Below are 20,218 nucleotides of genomic sequence, written 5' to 3'. Positions count from 1 at the left end.
CTATTCATTAATGAGGTAGAAACTGCCATCTGTAACTTCAACCGTCAAAGCTTTCTCTTGATTTCCTGTCTGATAAGGAAACTCTTTTTTGACATGATTTACATAAAGTTCTTCTGCCTCTGCATTTAAGCCTGACCATTGACTGTTTATCATTTTCAATTGACCATCTTTTTTAACAATTTTGCTGCGCTCTTTCAGACGAAGATTTTCAAAAATAGTTGCACCATCATTTGAAGCAAAATCCATACTTTGTGCTGTCACACGTTTTAAAACAGACGCACCGTCATTAGAAGTTACTCTCAAATGTCCCGACAAAGTCACATCTCGCAACTGCCACGCAGCATCACTAATATTCATGGTGAGCTGGTTTCCTTTAACTTTTTCTAAGGCAAGGCCTCCATCTCGAAGATTGATTTTGAGGCTTTCAACTTTCAAGTCACGTAAATTTTTTTGTCCCGAAGTACCATCAATAATAATTTTTTGGAAATCCATATCTTCTGTTACAGTTACAATTATTTTTTCCCGACTCATTTTACCAAAATTAAGACCTAAATTGAAGTCAAAGGCGCTTTTTCGAGCTTCGATATTTAAAGTTTGGTCTTGGAGTCTAAGCTCAGGCTTTTGATCAAGCAAGTGACTCTCCACCTTTAGACTTGATCCAGCGATAATTTCTAAATCCGCATCTTTACTGTTGACAATCAGATTTTTTACTTTATCTGAAGCAAAAGTCTGTTGTGTAGAAATAAGGTGAGAGATTTGAGGACGGCCTTCTTTCCATACAAGACTCGTTTTACCTCCAGTAGCTAAGCCAATACCTAAAAGAATGATGCCAGAAACGATCATAATGAGTGCGGCTACTATGGTTCTTTTATTTTTCACAAGACGACTCCTTTCTGATTGCGTTTGGTTCTTTGAGTTAACTTACGACCTAGCCATTTAATCATTCCTAGAAAACGAAGGCACAGCCATTTTGTGAGGAAAAGAATAAAAGGACTGATAAGAATTCCCAAACCAAAAAGTAAAAGACCAAGGCCACTAAAGACAAGTGTTGTACTTGGACTGCTGAAGACTACTCCTAGCCCAGATACGAGCGAGAATAAGCCACCAAATACAAGTGAAACATCAAGCATGTACAGGCTAAAGAGGAGAGCCAATAGCGCTATTAATAATGCGAGAATAAGCAAAAGAACAGCAAGAGCCAAAGGCACCAAAAGCGGTGAGGCAAAAAGACCAAGTACAATAAGCCAGACCAGTTGGAGACGGGATTTGGCAGGTATACTTTTTTCTTCTTCTTGCGCGTGATCATCTTGATCTAAGAAATAACTGAGTTTAAGCTTAGTAGCAAATTGTTTAGGTGTCCCATACTGTGCTTTTATTTCTTCAAGTGTTAGATTTGACTCAATAAAGTATTCTTGATAATAAGCAATTAAGTCTCCACTTTCTTCTTGAGGTAGCTCTGTCAGATGGGCTTGCACAGCCTCTAAATAACTATTCATCGTTTTCGAGTTCTCCTTCCCCTAAAAGTTTATCCATGGCATTACGGAATTGCTGCCAGTCAGCAGTTATTTTTTGAAGCTCTTGGCGTCCATTCTCCGTTATCCGATAATAACGTCTCATGCGTCCTTCATAAGGCTCATCATAATTTTCTAAAAGCTCATGCTTTTTTAAACGTCGTAAGACGGGGTACATGGTTGACTCACTAATCGGAAGTTGCGTTTGTACTGTTTTTGTCAAGGCATAACCATACATATCTTTCTTATTCAGCAAAGAAAGCACTGTCCCGTCTAGAAGTAAGGTTGGAATTTGGATATCCATAAACGTCCTTTCTTTTCAACATATCATATTATATGTTGTATAACATAATACTATATGGCATATAATAACATATAAAATATTTGCTGACAAGTGTGAGCCAATAATTTCAAAAGATATACTAAAATACATTAGAAATATACGGTTGGGAATTTATTGGCTTTGTTCAAGCTGAAGATGAGGATGAGGACGAGAGATTACGGATGTATTCTTACCAAACCTAAAAAAACTCCTATTTAGGAGTTTTTTTATTTTTCTTGTGGTCTTTCATATTTTAGTCCCATCGCATTGATTGACACAATCATAGTTGAGATACTCATCAATACTGCAGCTGCCAGTGGATCAATAGAGATACCAAAGGTTGGGTAAAGAATTCCTGCCGCAACAGGAATGGCAATGATATTATAACCTGCCCCAAACCAAAGATTTTGTTTCATTTTGCGATTAGAGCGTTTTGCAATCTCAATCAGTGCTAAAACATCACTCGGATGTGAATTGACCAAGACAACATCTGCTGTATTGATGGCGACAGATGTCCCACCTCCGATTGCAATGCCGAGATCACTTGTAGCAAGCGCAGGCGAGTCATTGACACCGTCACCAATAAAGAGAACACCGCCTTTTTCTTGATAATCTTGAACAATATTTGCTTTATCTTCTGGTTTTAATTCAGCACGGTATTCAGCAATACCAAGATTTTTTGCAATTTTTGCTGCAGTGGCTTCATTATCTCCGGTCAGCATTACAGGTGTGATATCACGTTTTTTCAACTCTTCGATAAAGAATTTCGCATCTTCTTTTGGTGAATCACCTAAAGCAACAAAGCCGTAAAGTGTTTTATCCGAAACGAGGAAGGAAACCGTTAAGCCTTGATCAAAAACCTTTTGAACTTCTTCTTCATCAATCGTGATGTCATTTTCTTTGAGGTAAGCGTAAGAGACGATACTGTAATTTTTCCCTTGGACTGTCCCTTTCAAGCCCACACCAGGAATGTTTTCCAGATTTTCTGCTTCTAACTTCAAATCGTCAACAGCATTGACAATGGAGAGGGCAATAGGGTGTGTTGAGCCACTTTCTAATGCGGCCATAACTTGTAGTATATCTACCTTATCCTCCTTAGCCAAATCGACAACTTGACGTACACTAAATTTTCCGTCTGTTAATGTACCCGTTTTATCCATCAGCGCATATTTTATTTTACTAATAGATTCAAGGGAGGTACGATTTTGAATCAATAAACCATTTTTAGCCGAAAGATTGGTTAAGCGTGCCACGACTAAAGGCACAGCCAATCCCAGGGCGTGAGGACAAGCAATGACAAAGACGGATACCGCAGTCATGAGTGCAAAGCTCAATGAAGAAGTCATCGTCCAAATGATAAAGGAAGCAAGACCCACGCTCAATGCTGCCCAGAAAAGCCAACCTGCCACACGATCAGCTAAGTTTTCACTGGCAGATTTTTGCTTTTGTGCCTTCTCTACCAATTGCGCAATTTGCGCCAGAAGAGAATCTTTTCCTAGTGAAGTCACTTTCATTTCAAAAGGGAGGTTCTGGTTTAGAGAACCACCGTAAACTGTATCTCCTGCTTCTTTTGCGACCAAACGCGATTCACCTGTGATCATCGATTCATCGATAGACAAATGAGTCGTTTCTGATGTCACAATACCATCAGCTGGAATACGTTCGTTTTCTTTTACGAGAAGAATATCGTCCACTTGGAGCTCAGAGATGGCCACATCTTTTCCGTCTTTCAGATGTGCTTTTTTAGGAATGAGGGATGCGAGGTCCTTAAGAGCATCGCCTGCACGACTCACTGCCCGCATCTCTATAATGTGACCTGCCAGCATAATAACAATCAGGGTCGAGAGCTCAAACCAAAAGTCCATTGCCTCCCCACCTGTCCATAATAAGACCGTAGCATAAACAGAGTAAGCATAAGCCACGACAATCCCCATCGTAATGAGCATCATCATCGCCGGTTTCCGGGATTGAAATTCACCACGTGCGCCGCTAAAGAAAGGAGTGCCACCATAGAAGAAAATGATAGATCCTAAAATAAGTCTGACAATCGAATCGCCTTGAAAGCTAATCAGCTGAAATCCGGCAATACTTGAAATAGCAAGCAAAGGCACCATGAGCGCAATGCTGACCTTCAGTTTCTTGCCCATATTACCCATGTGCATCATATGCCCTCCATGGTTCATCATATCGTGTCCGTCATGATGGTCCATTTCTGCCATATTATGCATCTCGTGATGCATATGCTCTTTATGTTCATCTTTCATCTCAACCTCCTTAAATTTTTCTGTTCTTTTAATAACTCTACACCTATAGTTTACATATGTAAATTTATAAAGTCAAGTAAAAACTTAAAAAGTTTCGAAAGAGGAAGCTCGCTCCTGCTGTTTTGCGTAAAATAAAAAGTGGAAATAATTCCACTTCTCTCTTTATTTACTTGTCACTTGACCAATCACCAGGTTGGCAATGACATTCCCCGTTTTTGTAAGGTCGATATTTTCTAAGCGCTCCGCATTTGTAAAAGCAACAATAATTTCTGTTCCTTTACCTGCAGCTTTAATTTTTTGCAGATCCATATCCGCAATCTTATCGCCTTTTTTAAGCACTTGTCCTTCAGAAACAGCCAACTTAAATGGTTCGCCCTTGAGTTCAACCGTATCTAAGCCCATATGTAAAAGAACTTCTAAGCCTGATTCTGTTTGAATCCCCATCGCATGTTTAGTTGGGAAGATATTTGTTATTTTACCTGAGAGTGGTGCAAATACTTCTTCTTTTGTTGGTAATATCGCAAAGCCATCTCCCATTATTTGGGCTGAGAAAACTTGATCCGGTACTTCCGTGATTGGCATAACTTTACCTGTTGCGACAGCAAATATTTCTTGCGTAATTACTTTAGTTTCTGACTGAACAACCTCTTTTGCTGTTTCTACAATAGGATCCGGAACTTCTCCTGTTTGTTGAATTTTTTTCAATTCATCCGCTACAAATTGGACTTCTGTCCCTACGATAACTTGGACATTCTTCTTATCTAAAACCCGCACTCCAGGTACACCAGTTGCTTTAATTGCAGCTTGATTCACTAAGTCAGAATTTTCGACAGTCAAACGTAATCGTGTCGTACAATTGTCCACAGTTTTAAGATTATCTTTGCCAAGTCCTTGATAAATACGGCCGGCAAGGTAAGCAAATTTTTCATCTGCAGAAGATAAATCTGGATCTTCTTCCCCTTCACCGCCTTCTTCACGACCTGGTGTCATCATGTTAAATTTCTTAATGACAAAGTCAAAAGTAAAGTAATAAACGACTGCCATAACCAAACCGAGTACGAGAAGCATATAAGGTTGATTCGCAATAGGCACGCGTAAGCTCAAGATGAAGTCGATGAGCCCTGCTGAAAAGTTAAAGCCGGCAGTCCAATGGAAAAGCGCGGCAATAAACATCGAAATCCCTGTTAATACTGCATGCACAACATATAGGGGCCAAGCCACAAACATGAAAGAGAATTCCAAAGGTTCAGTTACACCAGTGAAAAATGAAGCAAAGCCGGCAGCAAGCATAAGTGAAGCCGTCGCTTTTTTCTTTTCGGGACGTGCATTACGATAAATAGCATATGCCCCTGCAGGCAAACCAAACATCATGATAGGGAAGAAACCTGCTTGATAACGCCCCGTAATCCCTTGGGTTCCTACGTTTTTCCAGAAATTACCAATGTCATTGATACCCGCAGCATCAAACCAGAAAACATTATTGAGCGCGTGGTGCATACCTGTTGGAATTAACAAGCGGTTCGAGAAACCGTAAATCCCAGCTCCTAAAGGACCAAGGTTAACGATAGCTTTACCAAAAGTGGTTAAGCCTCCGAAAACAGCTGGCCAAAGGAAAAGTAAAACAGCTGAAAGTGCAGCCATGATAACCGCAGTAAGTATGGGCACTAAACGACGTCCACTAAAGAAAGACAAGGCCATCGGCAATTTCGTATTGCTGAACTTATTATAGACTGCCGCTGCGATGAGACCCGCTAAAATCCCTATAAAAACGTTCCCGTTATTAATCTTAGTGAATGCAGTATTCACTTTTTCGACATCGATTCTTTGCAAAAGCGCCACAGAATCAGGATTGAGTAAGGTCATAGGCACAAGGAAAGACACTATCCCAGCCAGAGCTGCGGAGCCGTCTTTGTCCTTAGACATTCCAAAGGCCAGTCCAACAGCAAAGAGTAAGCCTAAGTTATTCAGAATCGTTTGTCCGGCTTGAATCATAAAGGCTGCCAATACATTATTGGCGCCCCAGCCTGTAGGATCGATCCAATACCCAATCCCCGTAAATAAAGCTGCAACAGGTAAAGTCGCAACCGGAAGCATGAGCGATCGGCCCATCTTCTGCATATATTCTTTCATAAATCCTCCAAGAATAGAAAATTAAATAATTTACCAAAATGGCACGTACCAAAATCTCTGCTTTTAAGTCTCCGTATCACTACTTCTTATTTCACTAAAGGTAAGATTTAACTTTGGTTGACATATAAAAAGGCTATTGCCAATGCTTACACAATCGCCTTGTTTTCTTTACGTCTTCAACCTGTTAAAATTTAGGATATTTTTCACTTAATAGGAGTAAATTTATTTGTACAGTATTATTTTAACATCTTCTTGGTGATTTTGGGGACTATATATGTAGAGGGGTGTATGGCCTGTTAATATAGGACTTGATTTTTGCCTTTAGACTTTGCATCATAAAGTTTCTCATCAACAGTATTCTTCAATGCTCCTAATTCAAAATAGCAACAGCCAAGCTCAAATAAGTTGCAAAGAGTATCCAGACAAAGTAGGGCAAGAGTAGGATTCCTGACCATTGGTTGATTTTGAAAAATTTCTTAATACAAAGATAGACCACAATATCAAGAACAAGGATAACAAGTACTCCAAACCAGAAATAACCCTTGAAAAAGATAATGCTCCAGATAAAGTTGAGGAATAACTGGATAACATAAAGCATGAGGGCTGGCTGGGCTTCACTCTTTCTTAATTTTAAATTTTGAAAAACTATAAAACCTGCTACAGCAATCAAGCCATAGAGAATCGGCCAAACAATACCAAACAGATAATCTGGTGGCGCCAATGGCGGAAGTTGTAAGTTGTTATAAATCGATTTGATATCACCAGCTAATATTCCTGATAAACTCCCAATTGCTTCTACCACAATGATAAACAGCCCAGCAAGTAATATAGGTTTTAGTTTATTAGAATGTTTCATAATTCTCCTCCTCTTTTTCTAAGTTAACCGTTTTCTTTAGCATTTTCTTAATTTTACCACATCCCCTATTTTAAAGGCAGTTATTCGTTTGTAAATTTTGCCCCCCGTTGGTTTGCCTAGAAAGCTTTATTTATACTCTTTGCTCTATATCTTCCTTTGGCTTTACCTTATTTTTATTTTTTTTAATTTCCTTTTTAATTGAATCGAAAATTAAAAATTGTTATAATAATTATAGCGCTTACATGATTAGTCCGGACATAGTCTTACCACCAACAGGAGGAACTATGATCAAAAATGGAAACACACGTTACTTAAAGATAGCCATAGCGACATTGGCCTTGGCTACACTTGGTTTTACTGGTGCGCATGCTCAAGCAGATGCCGCCGATGAAATGGTCAATCCCACCGATAAGGTTTTAGTCGGTTATTGGCACAATTGGAAATCAACAGGTAAAGATGGTTATAAATACGGAACCTCTGCTGATTTTGACCTTTCACAGACACAAGACGGATACAATGTTATTAACGTATCTTTCATGAAAACCCCTCAAGGAAGTGCACTTCCAACATTTAAACCTTATAATAAGACCGATGCTGAATTCAGAGCTGAGGTTGCAAAACTCAATGCAGAAGGTAAATCTGTATTAATTGCACTAGGAGGTGCGGACGCTCACATTGAACTCACTAAAGCGCAAGAGGATGCTTTTGTTAATGAGATTATCCGCCTTGTTGATACTTATGGCTTTGACGGTTTGGATATTGATTTAGAGCAATCTGCCATTGATGCAGCTGACAATAATACCGTCATCCCGTCAGCTTTACGGAAAGTCAAAGCGTATTATCGTCAACAAGGTAAGAACTTTATGATTACGATGGCCCCAGAATTTCCTTATCTTACGACTACAGGGAAGTATGCGCCTTATATCAATGGTTTAGAAGGTGATTACGATTATATTAATCCTCAATACTACAACCAAGGCGGCGATGGATTTTGGGATTCTGACTTAAACATGTGGATTTCCCAATCCAACGACGAGCAAAAAGAAGCCTTCCTCTATGGCTTAACACACCGTCTCGTCACTGGAACCGATAATTTCATCAAAATTCCAGCAAACAAGTTTGTGATTGGCTTGCCTGCAAATGAGGACGCGGCAGCAACAGGTTACGTCAAAAATCCTAAAGCGGTCGAAAATGCCTTAAAACGCCTAAAAGCTTCTGGTAATGAAATCAAAGGCTTAATGACCTGGTCCGTCAATTGGGATGCAGGTAAGAGCGCAACTGGCTTAAATTATAACAATTCCTTCGTCAACACCTATGCTCCAATGCTTTTTGGGGACACTGGGGGCGGAAATGAAGCAAAACCAACACTTCCAATAATCACAGTTTCTGATCTTACAGAAACCAGTGCTACAATTCATGCAAAATCAACAGACACATCTGGGATAGCCAACTACGAGATTAAAGTTGGGGGAAAAACTTATACAAGTAAAGATGGATTGCAAGATATCTCAGGCCTTAAAGCTGCAACGACTTATACCGTTGAAGCCGTCGCAATCAATAATGCTGGCATTCGTTCTGATAGTGCAAGCACGAATTTTAGCACGGCAGCTGACACAGTAACTCCTGAAAATACATAGCTCAAGGATAAAGAATATTGGACGGGTGACCGCGTCTACTACAATGGAAAAGAATACGAAGCAAAATGGTGGACCAAGGGTGATCAGCCTGACTTGTCAGGTGCTTACGGCCCTTGGAAAGAAATATGATGTGCTTTAACAAGCAGAAAGGAGCAAAGTTATGAAAAAAATGTTTATTGGGTTTTTAATCACTTTAGGAGTATTGGGCGCTTCATTGGCTTTCAATACTAAAACGGTCTTGGCTCACGGTTACGTTGAGAGCCCTCCTGCACGTGGTTATCAAGGAAAGCTTGATTATGAAAAATATGGCTGGACAACAGCTTATAATCTCTATGGAAATGTCATCACAAATCCTCAATCACTTGAAGCCCCTAAAGGCTTCTCTGAAAGCGGACCTGTAGATGGACGCATCGCCTCAGCTAATGGCGGTCTAGGACAAATCGCTGACTTTGTCCTAGATAATCAAACCAGCGACCGTTGGAAAAAAACAACAATAAACACAGGTGTCAAACAGTTCACGTGGAAATATACAGCACCACATAAAACAACCAAATGGTACTATTACATGACCAAAACAGGTTGGGATCAAAATGCGCCACTCAAACGTTCGGAGTTAGAGCTCATTGGTACTGTCAATCATGATGGCTCTACTGCTTCTAACAACTTGACACACTCTATCACTGTCCCAAGCAATCGTTCAGGCTACCATATCATCCTTGCTGTTTGGGATGTTGCTGATACACCAAATGCTTTCTACAATGTTATTGACGTCAATGTCCAAAATAATAATATGCTCTTTGGACCATTTGCTGCAGTTGAATAAACAGAAAGAAAAAGAGCACTTCTCAAAGTGTTCTTTTTTACTTTTCGGATGTTTGGAGCCATTTGATGAGTTCTGCGGCGATTTCTTCTTGTTGTTTCTCATTTGAGATGTCCGCTTGGTTATCACCTTTTTGAGCACCATAGCTGCCAAACCCGGCATGATTACCGCCATCCAGTGTGACATTCACCGTTTGTTGTGGCAGATAGGCTTTTGCCTTTTCATATGAAGACTGGTTGAGCACACCATCTTTTGAACCTACGAGTGATAAAACTTTTCCCTTGTAACCTTTCAAGCTTCCTTTTTGATCAGGATAACTTGCCAGGAAAAAGACACCTTCTAAGGCTGAATTATCTTGATGGCCTGCTGCAAAGCGACTGGCCATAACTCCACCTAGAGAATGACCCCCAACGATATATTGGGAGAGATGTTCATCCTTGATTACTTTATCAGCCAGATCAGGATTAAAAATGGCAAGATTCAGAGGCTCTTTGAGAAGGTAAACAGAATATCCAGATTCTGCTACTTTACTGGCCCAAATACTATAGCTTACATTATCCACCAAAGCGCCTTGATAAAAGATGATACTGGGCTTATCTGGATTGCCTTTAAAGACCAAAGCATTATCCAACTTCTCGGCTTGACTTGCACTCTTTGTCGCTTGAGGAGTAGGATGATACGTGCTGGACTTTATGTAGATAAATCCTGCAGCCAGAAGGACAAGCAAAATACTTACGATCCAGAGGGCTATTTTTTTGAATTTTTTCATTGGATTTTCCTTTTTAAAATGTTTTTCTTTTTATTTTAGTGAATTATAGTGCTTTGTTCAACTATTTTAATCAAACTAAAAGCCCTCAAAGAAAGGACTTCTAAACATTATTTAAAATTGCATTGAGGAAAAAATAAATTAAAATATATAGTTTATCGAAAGCCTTTATTGCAAGTGAGGACAGAAGCCTCATGCCTCTCGATTTCTGTTTATTTATTCTGTCATCAATTCCATCCTTATTTTATCATTCTTATGAGTAGAATGCTTTAATTCTGCTTATAATATTTATTTTAATTCAAAATTCCTTAAAAAAAACTAAATCATATGTTATGATTATAATATGCTAAAAAAGCAAACAAATAATGATTCTAAGAGATATGGTAAATAAGGAGGAGATATTTTATAGTGAAAAAATATCAAAAGGTTTTAATGCTGAGCGCAGTTTTTCTGTCGTCGACGCAAGGAATAATGGTAAGTGCGAGTGAGCTCACAGCCGTAAACAAGGAAAAAAATGAGCCAATAGCTTCAAGCATCGAGGAAAGTAGCACTTCTACTTCTGCAAGTACTTCTGAAACTTCCACTGAAAACAAAAGCACTGAAAGTAGTGTGGTAGATAAAAGCAGCTCAAGCTCAAGTACTGAAGCAGCGATAAAGGAACAAGATACAAGTGCTGAAACGGCGGAAGTAGCAAGTACGACCGAGCAGCCTGTGGTACAAGCTCGAAGTGCTGTAACTTATCAGCAACCTCTTAATAGTGGGACACTACCAAAGGTGCCCGTAAGCTTAGAAAAATTACCTATCAAGCATTCAGGCAATCCTTTTAAAGACGTTTCACAATCTTTATATAAGAATTATATTAGCTGGATCTATAGTCGAGGGATTACCACAGGTTATACACCAACGACATATAATCCAGATGGTTACGTGACACGTGGTGAAATGGCTGTCTTTCTTCATCGTCTCGCGGGAGCTCCAAGTTATAAAGCACCATTCAATGTCTATACAGATGTCAACCAGTATAAAAACCAGATTCTCTGGCTGACAGCGACAACTGTATCCAATGGAACTGCGCCCCACTACAATCCAAACGGCAATGTGACTCGTGGGCAATTGGCTGCCTTTCTCCATAGAATGGCAAAGGTTTCAGGAAATGCTCCTACTTCAGGAAAATATAATACGAAGTTCGTGGATGCCAAAAATCATATGTTTGCCAATGACATTGGCTGGTTGAGTTCAAAAGGTATCACTACGGGTTACACACCAACAACTTTTAGACCTGATGCAAATGTTACACGTGGGGAGATGGCAGCTTTCCTCCAACGTTTCTATAATGTCACTTCCCAGACCAATAAACAAAACCCCTATCCTGCAGGACAATGTACAGCTTATGTTTGGGACTATTTCAACGGAAATATTCCACTCTATACCGGCAATGCTAAAGAATGGGCTAGATATGCGAACAGCACGGCTGCTGTAGGAACGATTGCTGTCTTTCCTCCAGGAAATCAAGGCGCTGGAGATCTTGGCCACGTTGCCGTTGTTATTTCGGTTTCCGGCTCTAAAATGAGAGTAAGTGAAGGAAATTATAACGGTGGCTGGGGCACTGAACGTGACTGTTCAACAGCCGGTGTTAAATTTATTCGCCCTTAATATTCAAGAAAACCATACTAAAAAGTGCTGGACAGATGTTCCAAGCACTTTTTCTATTCTTATATATCATCGTTGTGAATGACGATATTTTCTTGTTCTAGAACAGTCTGACCAGAGATTTTAACTCTTTCTCCCTCAATTTCACAAGCAATCAAGCCACCACGATTAGAGAGTTGTTTGGCGATGAGTTTTGTTTTCTCTAGCTTTTCTCCCCATAATGGTGCCAAGCGTGTATGTGACGAACCCGTCACGGGGTCCTCATCTACACCACCATGAGGTGCAAAATACCTGGATACAAAATCAACTTCTGCTCCTTTTGCTGTGATGGTGACTGCATGAGGAGCTAATAATTTAATGATAGCTATCTGTGGTTTTGCATTATTTACTGCTATTTCTGAATCTAGTACAAGCACAAGGTGATCTTTTTCTTGAGTAGTATAAGCTTCTTGAATGATTGCTCCTGGGAAAGCTGCTTTCATTTTTTCAGTGATCGGTTTTGGAAAAAGCTGTTGACTTGGAAAGTTTAAGATAAATTGATCATTGTCCATGGCGACGGTCAATTTTCCAGATTTAGATTTAAAGATTAAAATTTCACGCTCTTTTTCTAACTTCTGCTTGATGAAAAAAGCCGCCGCAATCAGACCATGCCCACATAGTAAAACTTCTCTTTTAGGACTGAACCACTGGATTTCCCACTCTTCCTCTACATTCTTATAAATAAAGGAAGTTTCAGGCAAGGCAATTTCAGAAGCAATCTTTTGAAGCTGCTCTTTTGGGAGTTGTTGGGTTAATATATAGACTGCTGCGGGATTTCCTAAACTCTCCTTGCCGGTGAAGGCGTTGATAATGTCGTAGGGCATGAATTACTCCTCATAGTACTGGTTTTAAGTGTACCTTTATTATAATACTATAAATTACAATAGGGAGCCATATGAATTAAAAAAACTTGATAATATCGACATTATCAAGTTTTTACTTATTTTATTCTTTATCTGTCATTATCAATAAAATTCCTCAGGCAAAAGCGTATCCGCCAATTTGATATTGTCAGAGTAATCGATAGGAACGTCAATAACTACTGGTCCTGTGCTGTCAGGGATTGATTCCAAGAGTTCTTTCAGTTCTTCTGCGCTGTGAACACGATAGCCTTTGGCACCCATAGCTTCCGCATATTTCACGTAGTCAACGCTACCGAAGTTTACACCTGCTGCACGGCCGTATTTTTTCTCTTCTTGGAATTTAACCATGTCATAGTGACCGTCATTCCAGATGATGTGGATCAAGGGCAAGTTAAGGCGAACGGCAACTTCAAGTTCTTGTCCGGTGAAGAGGAAACCACCATCACCAGAGTGAGAATAAACTTTGTGTCCTGGGCGGAGCAAGCCGGCTGTAATACCCCAAGGCAAGGCCACACCTAGTGTTTGCATACCGTTTGAGAAGAGCAAGTGACGGGGTTCATACGAACGGAAGTAACGTGCCATCCAGATATAGAGTGAACCGACGTCAACAGTCACCGTTTCATCATCTTTAACAACTTCTTGGAAAGTGCTTACCAAGTCAAGTGGGTGCAAACGTCCTTCTTCAGCTGCTTCAACGTCAAATTCGTGTTGGTTAATGACGTCACGCAAACCTTTAAGGTATTCAACTGAACCTTCTGGCAAGTTGTAGCCACGAACTGCTGGCAAAAGGTTTTCCAATGTTTGAGCAATATCACCAATCAATTCACGTTCGGGTTGGTAATAGGTATCAATCTCAGCAATGGCGTTGTCAATAACAACAATACGGCTATCAATTTCAGCATTCCAGTTGCGTGCTTCATACTCGATAGGGTCATAACCAACGGCGATCACTAAGTCTGAACGTTTGAGCAACATATCTCCTGGTTGGTTACGGAAAAGACCGATACGACCAAAGAAGGTATGTTCAAGATCACGCGAAATCACACCTGCACCTTGGAAAGTTTCAACGACCGGAATAGAGACGTGTGAAAGCAAGTTACGCAAAGCTTTGGCCACTTTTTCATCTGAACCACCAGCACCAACAAGGATAACAGGTAATACAGCATTTTTAATCGCTTGCGCTAAATAGTTGATGTCATCAATTGAGGCATTACCCATCTTAGGATCTGACAAAGGTTTGATGGCATTCACAGAAACTTCTGAATCTGTCACGTCTTGTGGGATAGATAAGAAACTTGAACCTGCACGACCGCCTTTAGCGATACGGTAAGCATTGGCTACTGTTTCAGAAATTGTGGATGGATCCAAGATTTCTTGTGAATATTTTGAAGCAGGCGCCATCATTTGAGCGTTATCCATAGATTGGTGTGCACGTTTCAAACGATCAGCGCGTTTTACTTGTCCACCAATTGCAAGAATCGCGTCCCCTTCAGATGTTGCTGTCAAAAGTGGCGTTGCCAAGTTTGATACACCAGGTCCGGAAGTAACCAAAACAACACCAGGTTCCCCCGTGATACGTCCCACAGCTTGGGCCATAAAAGCAGCACCTTGCTCATGGTGAGTAATGATTAATTCTGGCGCTTTTGGATCATGCTCCAAGCGGTCGAATACGCGGTCAATTTTGGCGCCGGGAATACCAAAAACATATTTTACATTATGGTTAATTAAACTATCTACAACTAAGTCTGAGCCGAATTTTTTATCAGTCATTTCTTCTCCATTTCAATTAAGATTCACAATCTTCACAATCAATTTTAGCAGAAAACATTTTAATTTACAAAAATCGGGCTTGAAGAATGTATATGTAGTCTGCTTTCACAAGATATCTGCACCTAAAACGCTTACATCTTCTCCTATGAAATATTACAGACTTTGTCATCTTACTTCAATAAAAAAACCATTGCTCGATTACTCGAACAACAGTCCTCTCATTTCTTCATCTTCTGGAACAAGCTCCAGATATTGTTTAATATAGGTTTGTGCCTTCTCATTTTGTCCGATTTGCAAAAGGAAATCAACATAATCCTTTAAGAAATCTGGATTATCAGTCAAGGCAGTCGACAAGAGCTCTGTATAGAGCGCTTCTGCTTGTGCATCATTTTCCAGCTCTTTATGGGCTTGTGCAAACAACCACTGCGCCAAGAGATGTTCTTCTTCTAACAAATCTTCCAAGCGAATTACAGCTTCAAAGTCTGACTCGTTGAAATAAAGGTTTGCAAGGAGGAACACTGTTTCGTCATGGAGCTCCGCAACATTCAGCGCATCCATCAAGTAACGTTCTGCAGCTGCTTGGTCCTTTTGACTGTAAGCCAGCTTCGAGAGAAAATGCAACAGTAAAGCCGAATTCGGATTTTTCAGTAAACCTTCTTGCGCCACACGGGCAGCTTCATCAAACTGACGGTCTGCTTCCAGTGTTTGGGCATAGGCTAACTCGTAATTGAGCAAATCTGTATTATAGTCTTCTAACTGTTTAAAATAGCTAATCGCACGGGCTTGATTGTCCAACTCGCTATAAAGTAGCGCAATTTTGTAAATCGTATCGGCAGTTTTATCAAACTCAAAAGACTTTTCTAAAAAGGCAATCGCATTTTCAAAATTCCCTAGATGTGCGTAGGATTCACCGATACGCTGATAAGTAGAGATTTTAGTTTGCTGTAGAATTTCACGTACAGAAAGCTTGGCGTAGTTCTGGATAGCATCCTGATAAGCACCCTGCTCGTAATAACTTTCCGCAAGCGCAAAAGTAATCAGGGGTGAGTCGGAAAGTTCACGTGCTTCTTCAAGCTTGCTAATGGCCGTCTCAAAGTCGCCTTCAAACTGGTACAAATCCGCAATTTGAATCAAAGCAGCCACATAGTTTTCGTCTCCAGCAGGAATTTGATAGAGATAGTTTAATGCATCGTCAATTTGCCCATCATCCTCTGCAATCTCCGCCAGATTAATCAAATAGTCGGTACTTTCAGGATTGTCACCCAGAATCTTATCATAGACCTGATGGCTCTCATCAATAAAACCCACCATTTGCAAATACTCTGCTAAATCCGCAAGCATTTCTTCATTATCATGCTTGAGCGCATTGCTCAAAGCATTATGCATCCCAATCAAATCACCTTTATGTAGAAAATCAATAGTATCTTCTGAATAAGACATTAGCTCTCCTCTATTTTTTCAAGTTCACTTGTATTGTCTAAATCAACAGGTTGATAAAGTTCTGAAATTTCACGGTACCAATCATAGATATGTGTGATAATTACTTTGGCTGCTGCATAGAAAGGAATTCCCAGCAGAACACCCCATAAGCCAAAGACTTTCCCGGCCGTTAAGAGCACAAAGAGAACTGTGATCGGGTGAATGCTCAACTGTTTACCTAAAACTAAAGGCGAAACGAAACGTCCTTCAAGTGTTTGTTCAATGATATAGACAATCAAGACTTTAAGCAACATGATTGGTCCACCTGTTGCTAAACCGATAATCATAGCCGGAATGATGGCCAAGTAGAATCCAAGGAATGGAATCAAGTTAAAGAGTCCAGACAAGATAGCAAGTGTGATCCCGTAACGCAAACCAATGATTGGTAAACCAATCGCAAGCATCAAAGCAACTGCAATCGCAACAATAACTTGACCACGTACGTAGTTTGCAAGTTGTGAGTTCATCTCCGTCAAGATTTTTGAAGTATCTTTGCGCCAGTTTACAGGTAAAAGATGTGTGATATAGCCATTCAAATTTTTCCCGTCCCGTAAAAGATAAAAGAGGACAAACGGGAAGATAACCAGTGAAATAAAGACACTTGCTGTACGTGTAATCACATCAGTGATTGAGCTAAAAGCAGCAGTTGAAAAGTTTTTCGACCAGTCCACGATATTATTCCCGAGGGAATCCATGAAATTATCCATTTGTGGGCGGAATTGCTCAAAATGACGATTGGTCAAGAGTTTATTTACTTCTTCTTGCATTTGTTCGACATAGTTTGGCACGTGCTTAGAGAAACTTGCCACACTGTTTGAGATAGAAGGAATGGCATAAGCCAGACCCCAAACTAACAAACCAGCAATGAGTATAAAAAGTACAATAATACTGGCGATACGTGGCACGCGTTTCTTTTCAAGATAATCAACTATCGGATTAAGCAAGTAATAAAACACGGCTGCTAAAACGACAGGCAATGAAACAATGGTCAGAAAATCGGCAATTGGTGCAAAGATAAAGTTAACTTTGCTGAGTAATAGAATATTAAGTAATAAAAGTAAGACCACCAAGAGCGCCGTCACGACTTTATTATTTACAAACCATTTGAAAAAAACAGAGGATCTGAAATTTTGTTTTTCCATAGGATTTTTTCCCCTTCTAATGTGTAAAATACTGTTTAAATTATAACATAATCCCAATAATATTGACATAGAAGGCTCTTCGTTTACATAATTTTATTTATGTAAAAAAGCTGTGTTCACAGCTTTTGTAGTTCATAATATTGAATTTGAAGAAAAATTTTGTGATTTACAATTTTCCAGCCCTTTTCTTGAAAGAGGCTTACCAGCTCTTTAGGTTGATAAACCTTGACATCACCTTCAGTTGAAAAGCGGTTCAGTCGCCAATTATAAAGCTTTGTCACTACAGGGATATGAATTTCCACGATGACTAATCTGCCGTCTTGTTTTAACAAACGGCTGGCCTCATCTAAAAAGCGATCGGGATGAGGGAAATGATGAAAACTGGCCGAACAAGTGATAATATCGAAATCATTCTTCGGAAATGGAACAGCTTCCGCACTACCTTGCTTAAATTCAAACTGAGGATGACGTTGGCTGGCAACCTTAACCATTTCAGAAGAAATGTCTAAACCTGCCCCCGAAATATTTGTCTGCTTACTGAGCATGGACAGAAGAGTGCCATTGGCACAGCCGATATCAAGAATACTGGCATCTTTGGGCACTTCCAAATGTTTGACAATAAACTTTTTGAAAAATGAAGCAAGGAAACCATCAAAGGAGTGGTCAAAATGCTGGGCGATATTATCATAGAATTTTTCTGATTCTTTTTCGTAATTGTGATTTTTGTGTGGCATTTTTGGGTTCTTTTTGGAATTGAGTCTTATTTTTTCAGCAACAATCCCACACACTCCACATGCTTCGTCTGTGGGAAAAGATCAACGGGTTGTACTTTCTCCAAAAGATAGCCTTCTTCTTCAAAGCGGACGACATCACGCGCAAATGTCGCTGGATTACATGAGATATAGACCACGGCACGTGCTTGGGTTGCTGTGGCGGCTTTGATAAAGCTTTCGTCTAGACCCTTGCGAGGTGGATCAACGAAGATAACATTAGGTTGGATACCGTCTTGTAACCATTGTGGCATTACTTCTTCTGCCGGTCCTACTTCGTACTGCGCATTTGTAATACCATTCAGCGCTGCATTTGTCTTCGCGTTTTCAACTGCTTCTGGTATGATTTCCATACCGTAAACTTGTGCAACCTTATCTGCCATTCCAAGGCCGATTGTACCGATACCGGAATAAGCATCAATCACAACATCTTCAGCTTTCAAATCTGCAAAATCATAAGCCAACTGATAGAGTTTTTCTGCCTGTGCTGTGTTGACTTGATAGAATGCACGGGCCGAGATTTGGAAGTCTTTACCTAACATGCTGTCCGTTATATAATCTTTACCTGAGAGCAGTTTGAACTTAGAGCCAAAGATCGCATTCCCTGTTGAGGTATTAATACTGAGCTGGAAAGAGTCCACTTTATTGCTGTATTCAGCCACAAGTTCTGAAAGCCCCGCGAATTTCTCTTTAGTCACAACCAAAATCAGCATCATTTGGCCGCTGTGATGACCACGACGAATCACGATATTGCGTACAATGCCTCGTTTTGTTTGCTCATCATAAGGCGGAATATTGAGCTTGATTAAACTCTCCCGCACCTGATTAACCAACTCATCAATTTCTGGATTTTGGATGTAAAAATCACGAATTGGCACTAAATCGTGTGAGTTTTTTCGGAAAAAGCCCGTCTCTGTTTTACCATTGATGCTACGGACAGGCACCTGTGCTTTATTGCGGTATTGGCTTTCTTGTTCCGCACCTAAAGTGTCAAGAACCGGAAAGTCTGGCTTGTGTGCGTTTTTACGCAGTACATCAACAACTTGTTTGTGTTTAAAGTGAAGCTGGGCTGGATAGGTCATGTGCCCAAAGTCAGCTATCCCTGTACGGAGATAGGTCATATTGACATCTTGTACACGATCTGGTGATTGGCTGAGCCATTCTTCAACCTTACCGAAGCCGAAATTCTTTCCGACTTTTAGGACTTTCATTTTTATCTCTTCACCGGGTAAGGCATTTTCAACAAAAAAAGGGAAGTTATCTGCTTTGATAACTCCTTGCCCTTCATGTGTTAAGTCAAGGACTGTTCCTTGAATCACTTCATTTTTCTGGAATTTTTTCATGCTTTTATGATAGCATACCCGCTTGATAAAGTCCAATGTCTTTCATCCTCTACTGTCAAGAATCAACTTCCCCAAAAAAGCAGCAATTTTTTCACTCTCTGCTGGTAGATGCTCGTGGCTCACCTGAAGGACTTCTGGGTTATCGCCTACAGAAATTGCAAGCTTGGCATGTTGGAGTAGTTTTACATCATTTTTATCATTACCAAAGCCGATATAGTTAGTCTGTCCCATGACTTCCGACAATACCTGATATTTATTGATGTTTCTAGCCGTAATCACCAATTCCTGCACATCAGAATGGTATAAAACAGCCAGTTCTTCATCTGTATTGAATTCCTGATAGAACTTTGGTGTAACACCAAATATGATGATTTTAATCACATCTTCATAACTCAAGTCGACGTTTTGAGCTTTGTGAGCGGTATCCAATTTATTAAGTATGTTTGTTTGAGCAGAAACTTTTGCACTGTAATTCCAATCATAATCTATGACATACTCTAGCCCTCGCAACTGTATAAAAGTTACAATTTTTTCTACACTAGTGGGTGTGATGGTTTGTGTGGGGGAAATGCCTTGCTTCATACGAACAATACTGCCGTTTCCGCCAATCAAATCATTGTCTGGGAAGTCTTCTAAAAGCGGCAGCATATCGCGTACAGGACGAGCTGAAGCAAAAATTATTTTGACCTTTTCATCCAGTTGACGTAATTTTTCAAGGATATTTGCTTCAATTTCGTAACCATTAAAAACAATTGTCCCGTCCAAATCAAACACGAGTGCATCATAACTTTCTTTCTTAAAATTCATTCTGTTTCTCCATCATTGTCTCTCTCAACTTATTTTAACAGACTTGAGC

The 20,218-nt window shown here is 40.0% G+C and carries 16 protein-coding genes and 1 pseudogene; 3 read left to right on the top strand and 14 right to left on the bottom strand.

The window, feature by feature from the left end:
• The 6 genes from P3G65_RS05945 to P3G65_RS05920 all read right to left on the bottom strand — a co-directional run bounded on the left by P3G65_RS05945 (position 1) and on the right by P3G65_RS05920 (position 7,083).
• Positions 1–879: a DUF4097 family beta strand repeat-containing protein gene (locus P3G65_RS05945; protein ID WP_284071120.1), complete on the bottom strand. Its 879-nt coding sequence runs from the start codon at positions 877–879 to the stop codon at positions 1–3.
• Entirely contained in the window at positions 876–1,496 is a 621-nt protein-coding gene (locus P3G65_RS05940; RefSeq protein WP_019291687.1) for a DUF1700 domain-containing protein, read from the bottom strand. The genes P3G65_RS05945 and P3G65_RS05940 overlap by 4 nt, the downstream gene beginning before the upstream one ends.
• Entirely contained in the window at positions 1,489–1,815 is a 327-nt protein-coding gene (locus tag P3G65_RS05935; protein ID WP_014024794.1) for a PadR family transcriptional regulator, read from the bottom strand. The genes P3G65_RS05940 and P3G65_RS05935 overlap by 8 nt, the downstream gene beginning before the upstream one ends.
• A 245-nt stretch (positions 1,816–2,060) precedes the next feature.
• A complete protein-coding gene (locus P3G65_RS05930) occupies positions 2,061–4,097 on the bottom strand; it encodes a copper-translocating P-type ATPase (protein ID WP_019291688.1) in 2,037 nt (678 codons plus the stop codon).
• A gap of 162 nt (positions 4,098–4,259) precedes the next feature.
• Positions 4,260–6,227 carry an N-acetylglucosamine-specific PTS transporter subunit IIBC gene (gene nagE / locus P3G65_RS05925; protein WP_019291689.1) on the bottom strand — a complete coding sequence of 656 codons (1,968 nt, stop codon included), beginning with the start codon at positions 6,225–6,227 and terminating at the stop codon, positions 4,260–4,262.
• Positions 6,228–6,597: 370 nt separating this feature from the next.
• Positions 6,598–7,083, bottom strand: a complete 486-nt coding sequence (locus tag P3G65_RS05920) for a TspO/MBR family protein (RefSeq protein WP_019291690.1) — start codon at positions 7,081–7,083, stop codon at positions 6,598–6,600.
• Positions 7,084–7,367: 284 nt separating this feature from the next.
• Here P3G65_RS05920 and P3G65_RS05915 point away from each other — a divergent pair.
• Positions 7,368–8,849, top strand: a pseudogene (locus tag P3G65_RS05915) (glycosyl hydrolase family 18 protein).
• A 31-nt stretch (positions 8,850–8,880) separates the two neighbouring features.
• Positions 8,881–9,543 carry a lytic polysaccharide monooxygenase gene (locus tag P3G65_RS05910; protein WP_195917709.1) on the top strand — a complete coding sequence of 221 codons (663 nt, stop codon included), beginning with the start codon at positions 8,881–8,883 and terminating at the stop codon, positions 9,541–9,543.
• A gap of 37 nt (positions 9,544–9,580) precedes the next feature.
• Here P3G65_RS05910 and P3G65_RS05905 read toward each other — a convergent pair whose 3' ends face one another.
• Positions 9,581–10,309 carry an alpha/beta hydrolase gene (locus P3G65_RS05905; protein WP_019291692.1) on the bottom strand — a complete coding sequence of 243 codons (729 nt, stop codon included), beginning with the start codon at positions 10,307–10,309 and terminating at the stop codon, positions 9,581–9,583.
• A 405-nt stretch (positions 10,310–10,714) separates the two neighbouring features.
• Here P3G65_RS05905 and P3G65_RS05900 point away from each other — a divergent pair, with 405 nt between their 5' ends.
• Positions 10,715–11,959, top strand: coding sequence for an S-layer homology domain-containing protein (locus tag P3G65_RS05900; protein ID WP_019291693.1), 1,245 nt, complete (start codon positions 10,715–10,717; stop codon positions 11,957–11,959).
• A 59-nt stretch (positions 11,960–12,018) separates the two neighbouring features.
• On the opposite strand, the gene P3G65_RS05895 is transcribed toward P3G65_RS05900, so the two are convergent.
• From P3G65_RS05895 to P3G65_RS05865, 7 genes are all read right to left on the bottom strand, one after another.
• Entirely contained in the window at positions 12,019–12,819 is an 801-nt protein-coding gene (locus P3G65_RS05895) for a PhzF family phenazine biosynthesis protein (RefSeq protein WP_019291694.1), read from the bottom strand.
• Between the two features lie 141 nt (positions 12,820–12,960).
• Entirely contained in the window at positions 12,961–14,628 is a 1,668-nt protein-coding gene (gene alsS / locus P3G65_RS05890) for an acetolactate synthase AlsS (RefSeq protein ID WP_019291695.1), read from the bottom strand.
• Between the two features lie 198 nt (positions 14,629–14,826).
• The gene (locus tag P3G65_RS05885; RefSeq protein ID WP_019291696.1) at positions 14,827–16,068 is read right to left on the bottom strand and encodes a lipopolysaccharide assembly protein LapB; all 1,242 of its coding nucleotides are present in this window, start codon (positions 16,066–16,068) and stop codon (positions 14,827–14,829) included.
• Entirely contained in the window at positions 16,068–17,249 is a 1,182-nt protein-coding gene (locus P3G65_RS05880) for an AI-2E family transporter (RefSeq protein ID WP_019291697.1), read from the bottom strand. The genes P3G65_RS05885 and P3G65_RS05880 overlap by 1 nt, the downstream gene beginning before the upstream one ends.
• Positions 17,250–17,365: 116 nt before the next feature.
• A complete protein-coding gene (locus P3G65_RS05875) occupies positions 17,366–17,983 on the bottom strand; it encodes a class I SAM-dependent methyltransferase (protein WP_019291698.1) in 618 nt (205 codons plus the stop codon).
• 26 nt (positions 17,984–18,009) lie between these two features.
• Positions 18,010–19,398 (bottom strand): 23S rRNA (uracil(1939)-C(5))-methyltransferase RlmD, encoded by a 1,389-nt coding sequence (rlmD, locus tag P3G65_RS05870; RefSeq protein WP_019291699.1) that lies wholly within the window; start codon positions 19,396–19,398, stop codon positions 18,010–18,012.
• A gap of 6 nt (positions 19,399–19,404) precedes the next feature.
• Complete coding sequence (locus P3G65_RS05865) at positions 19,405–20,169, bottom strand: HAD-IIB family hydrolase (RefSeq protein ID WP_019291700.1); 765 nt, start codon at positions 20,167–20,169, stop codon at positions 19,405–19,407.
• Between the last annotated feature and the right edge of the window lie 49 nt (positions 20,170–20,218).

The organism is Lactococcus sp. bn62 (assembly GCF_029492705.2).
Taxonomy (GTDB): domain Bacteria; phylum Bacillota; class Bacilli; order Lactobacillales; family Streptococcaceae; genus Lactococcus; species Lactococcus petauri.
Note: the sequence above shows the minus strand (reverse complement) of the source record. Positions and strands in the feature narration are given on the sequence as shown.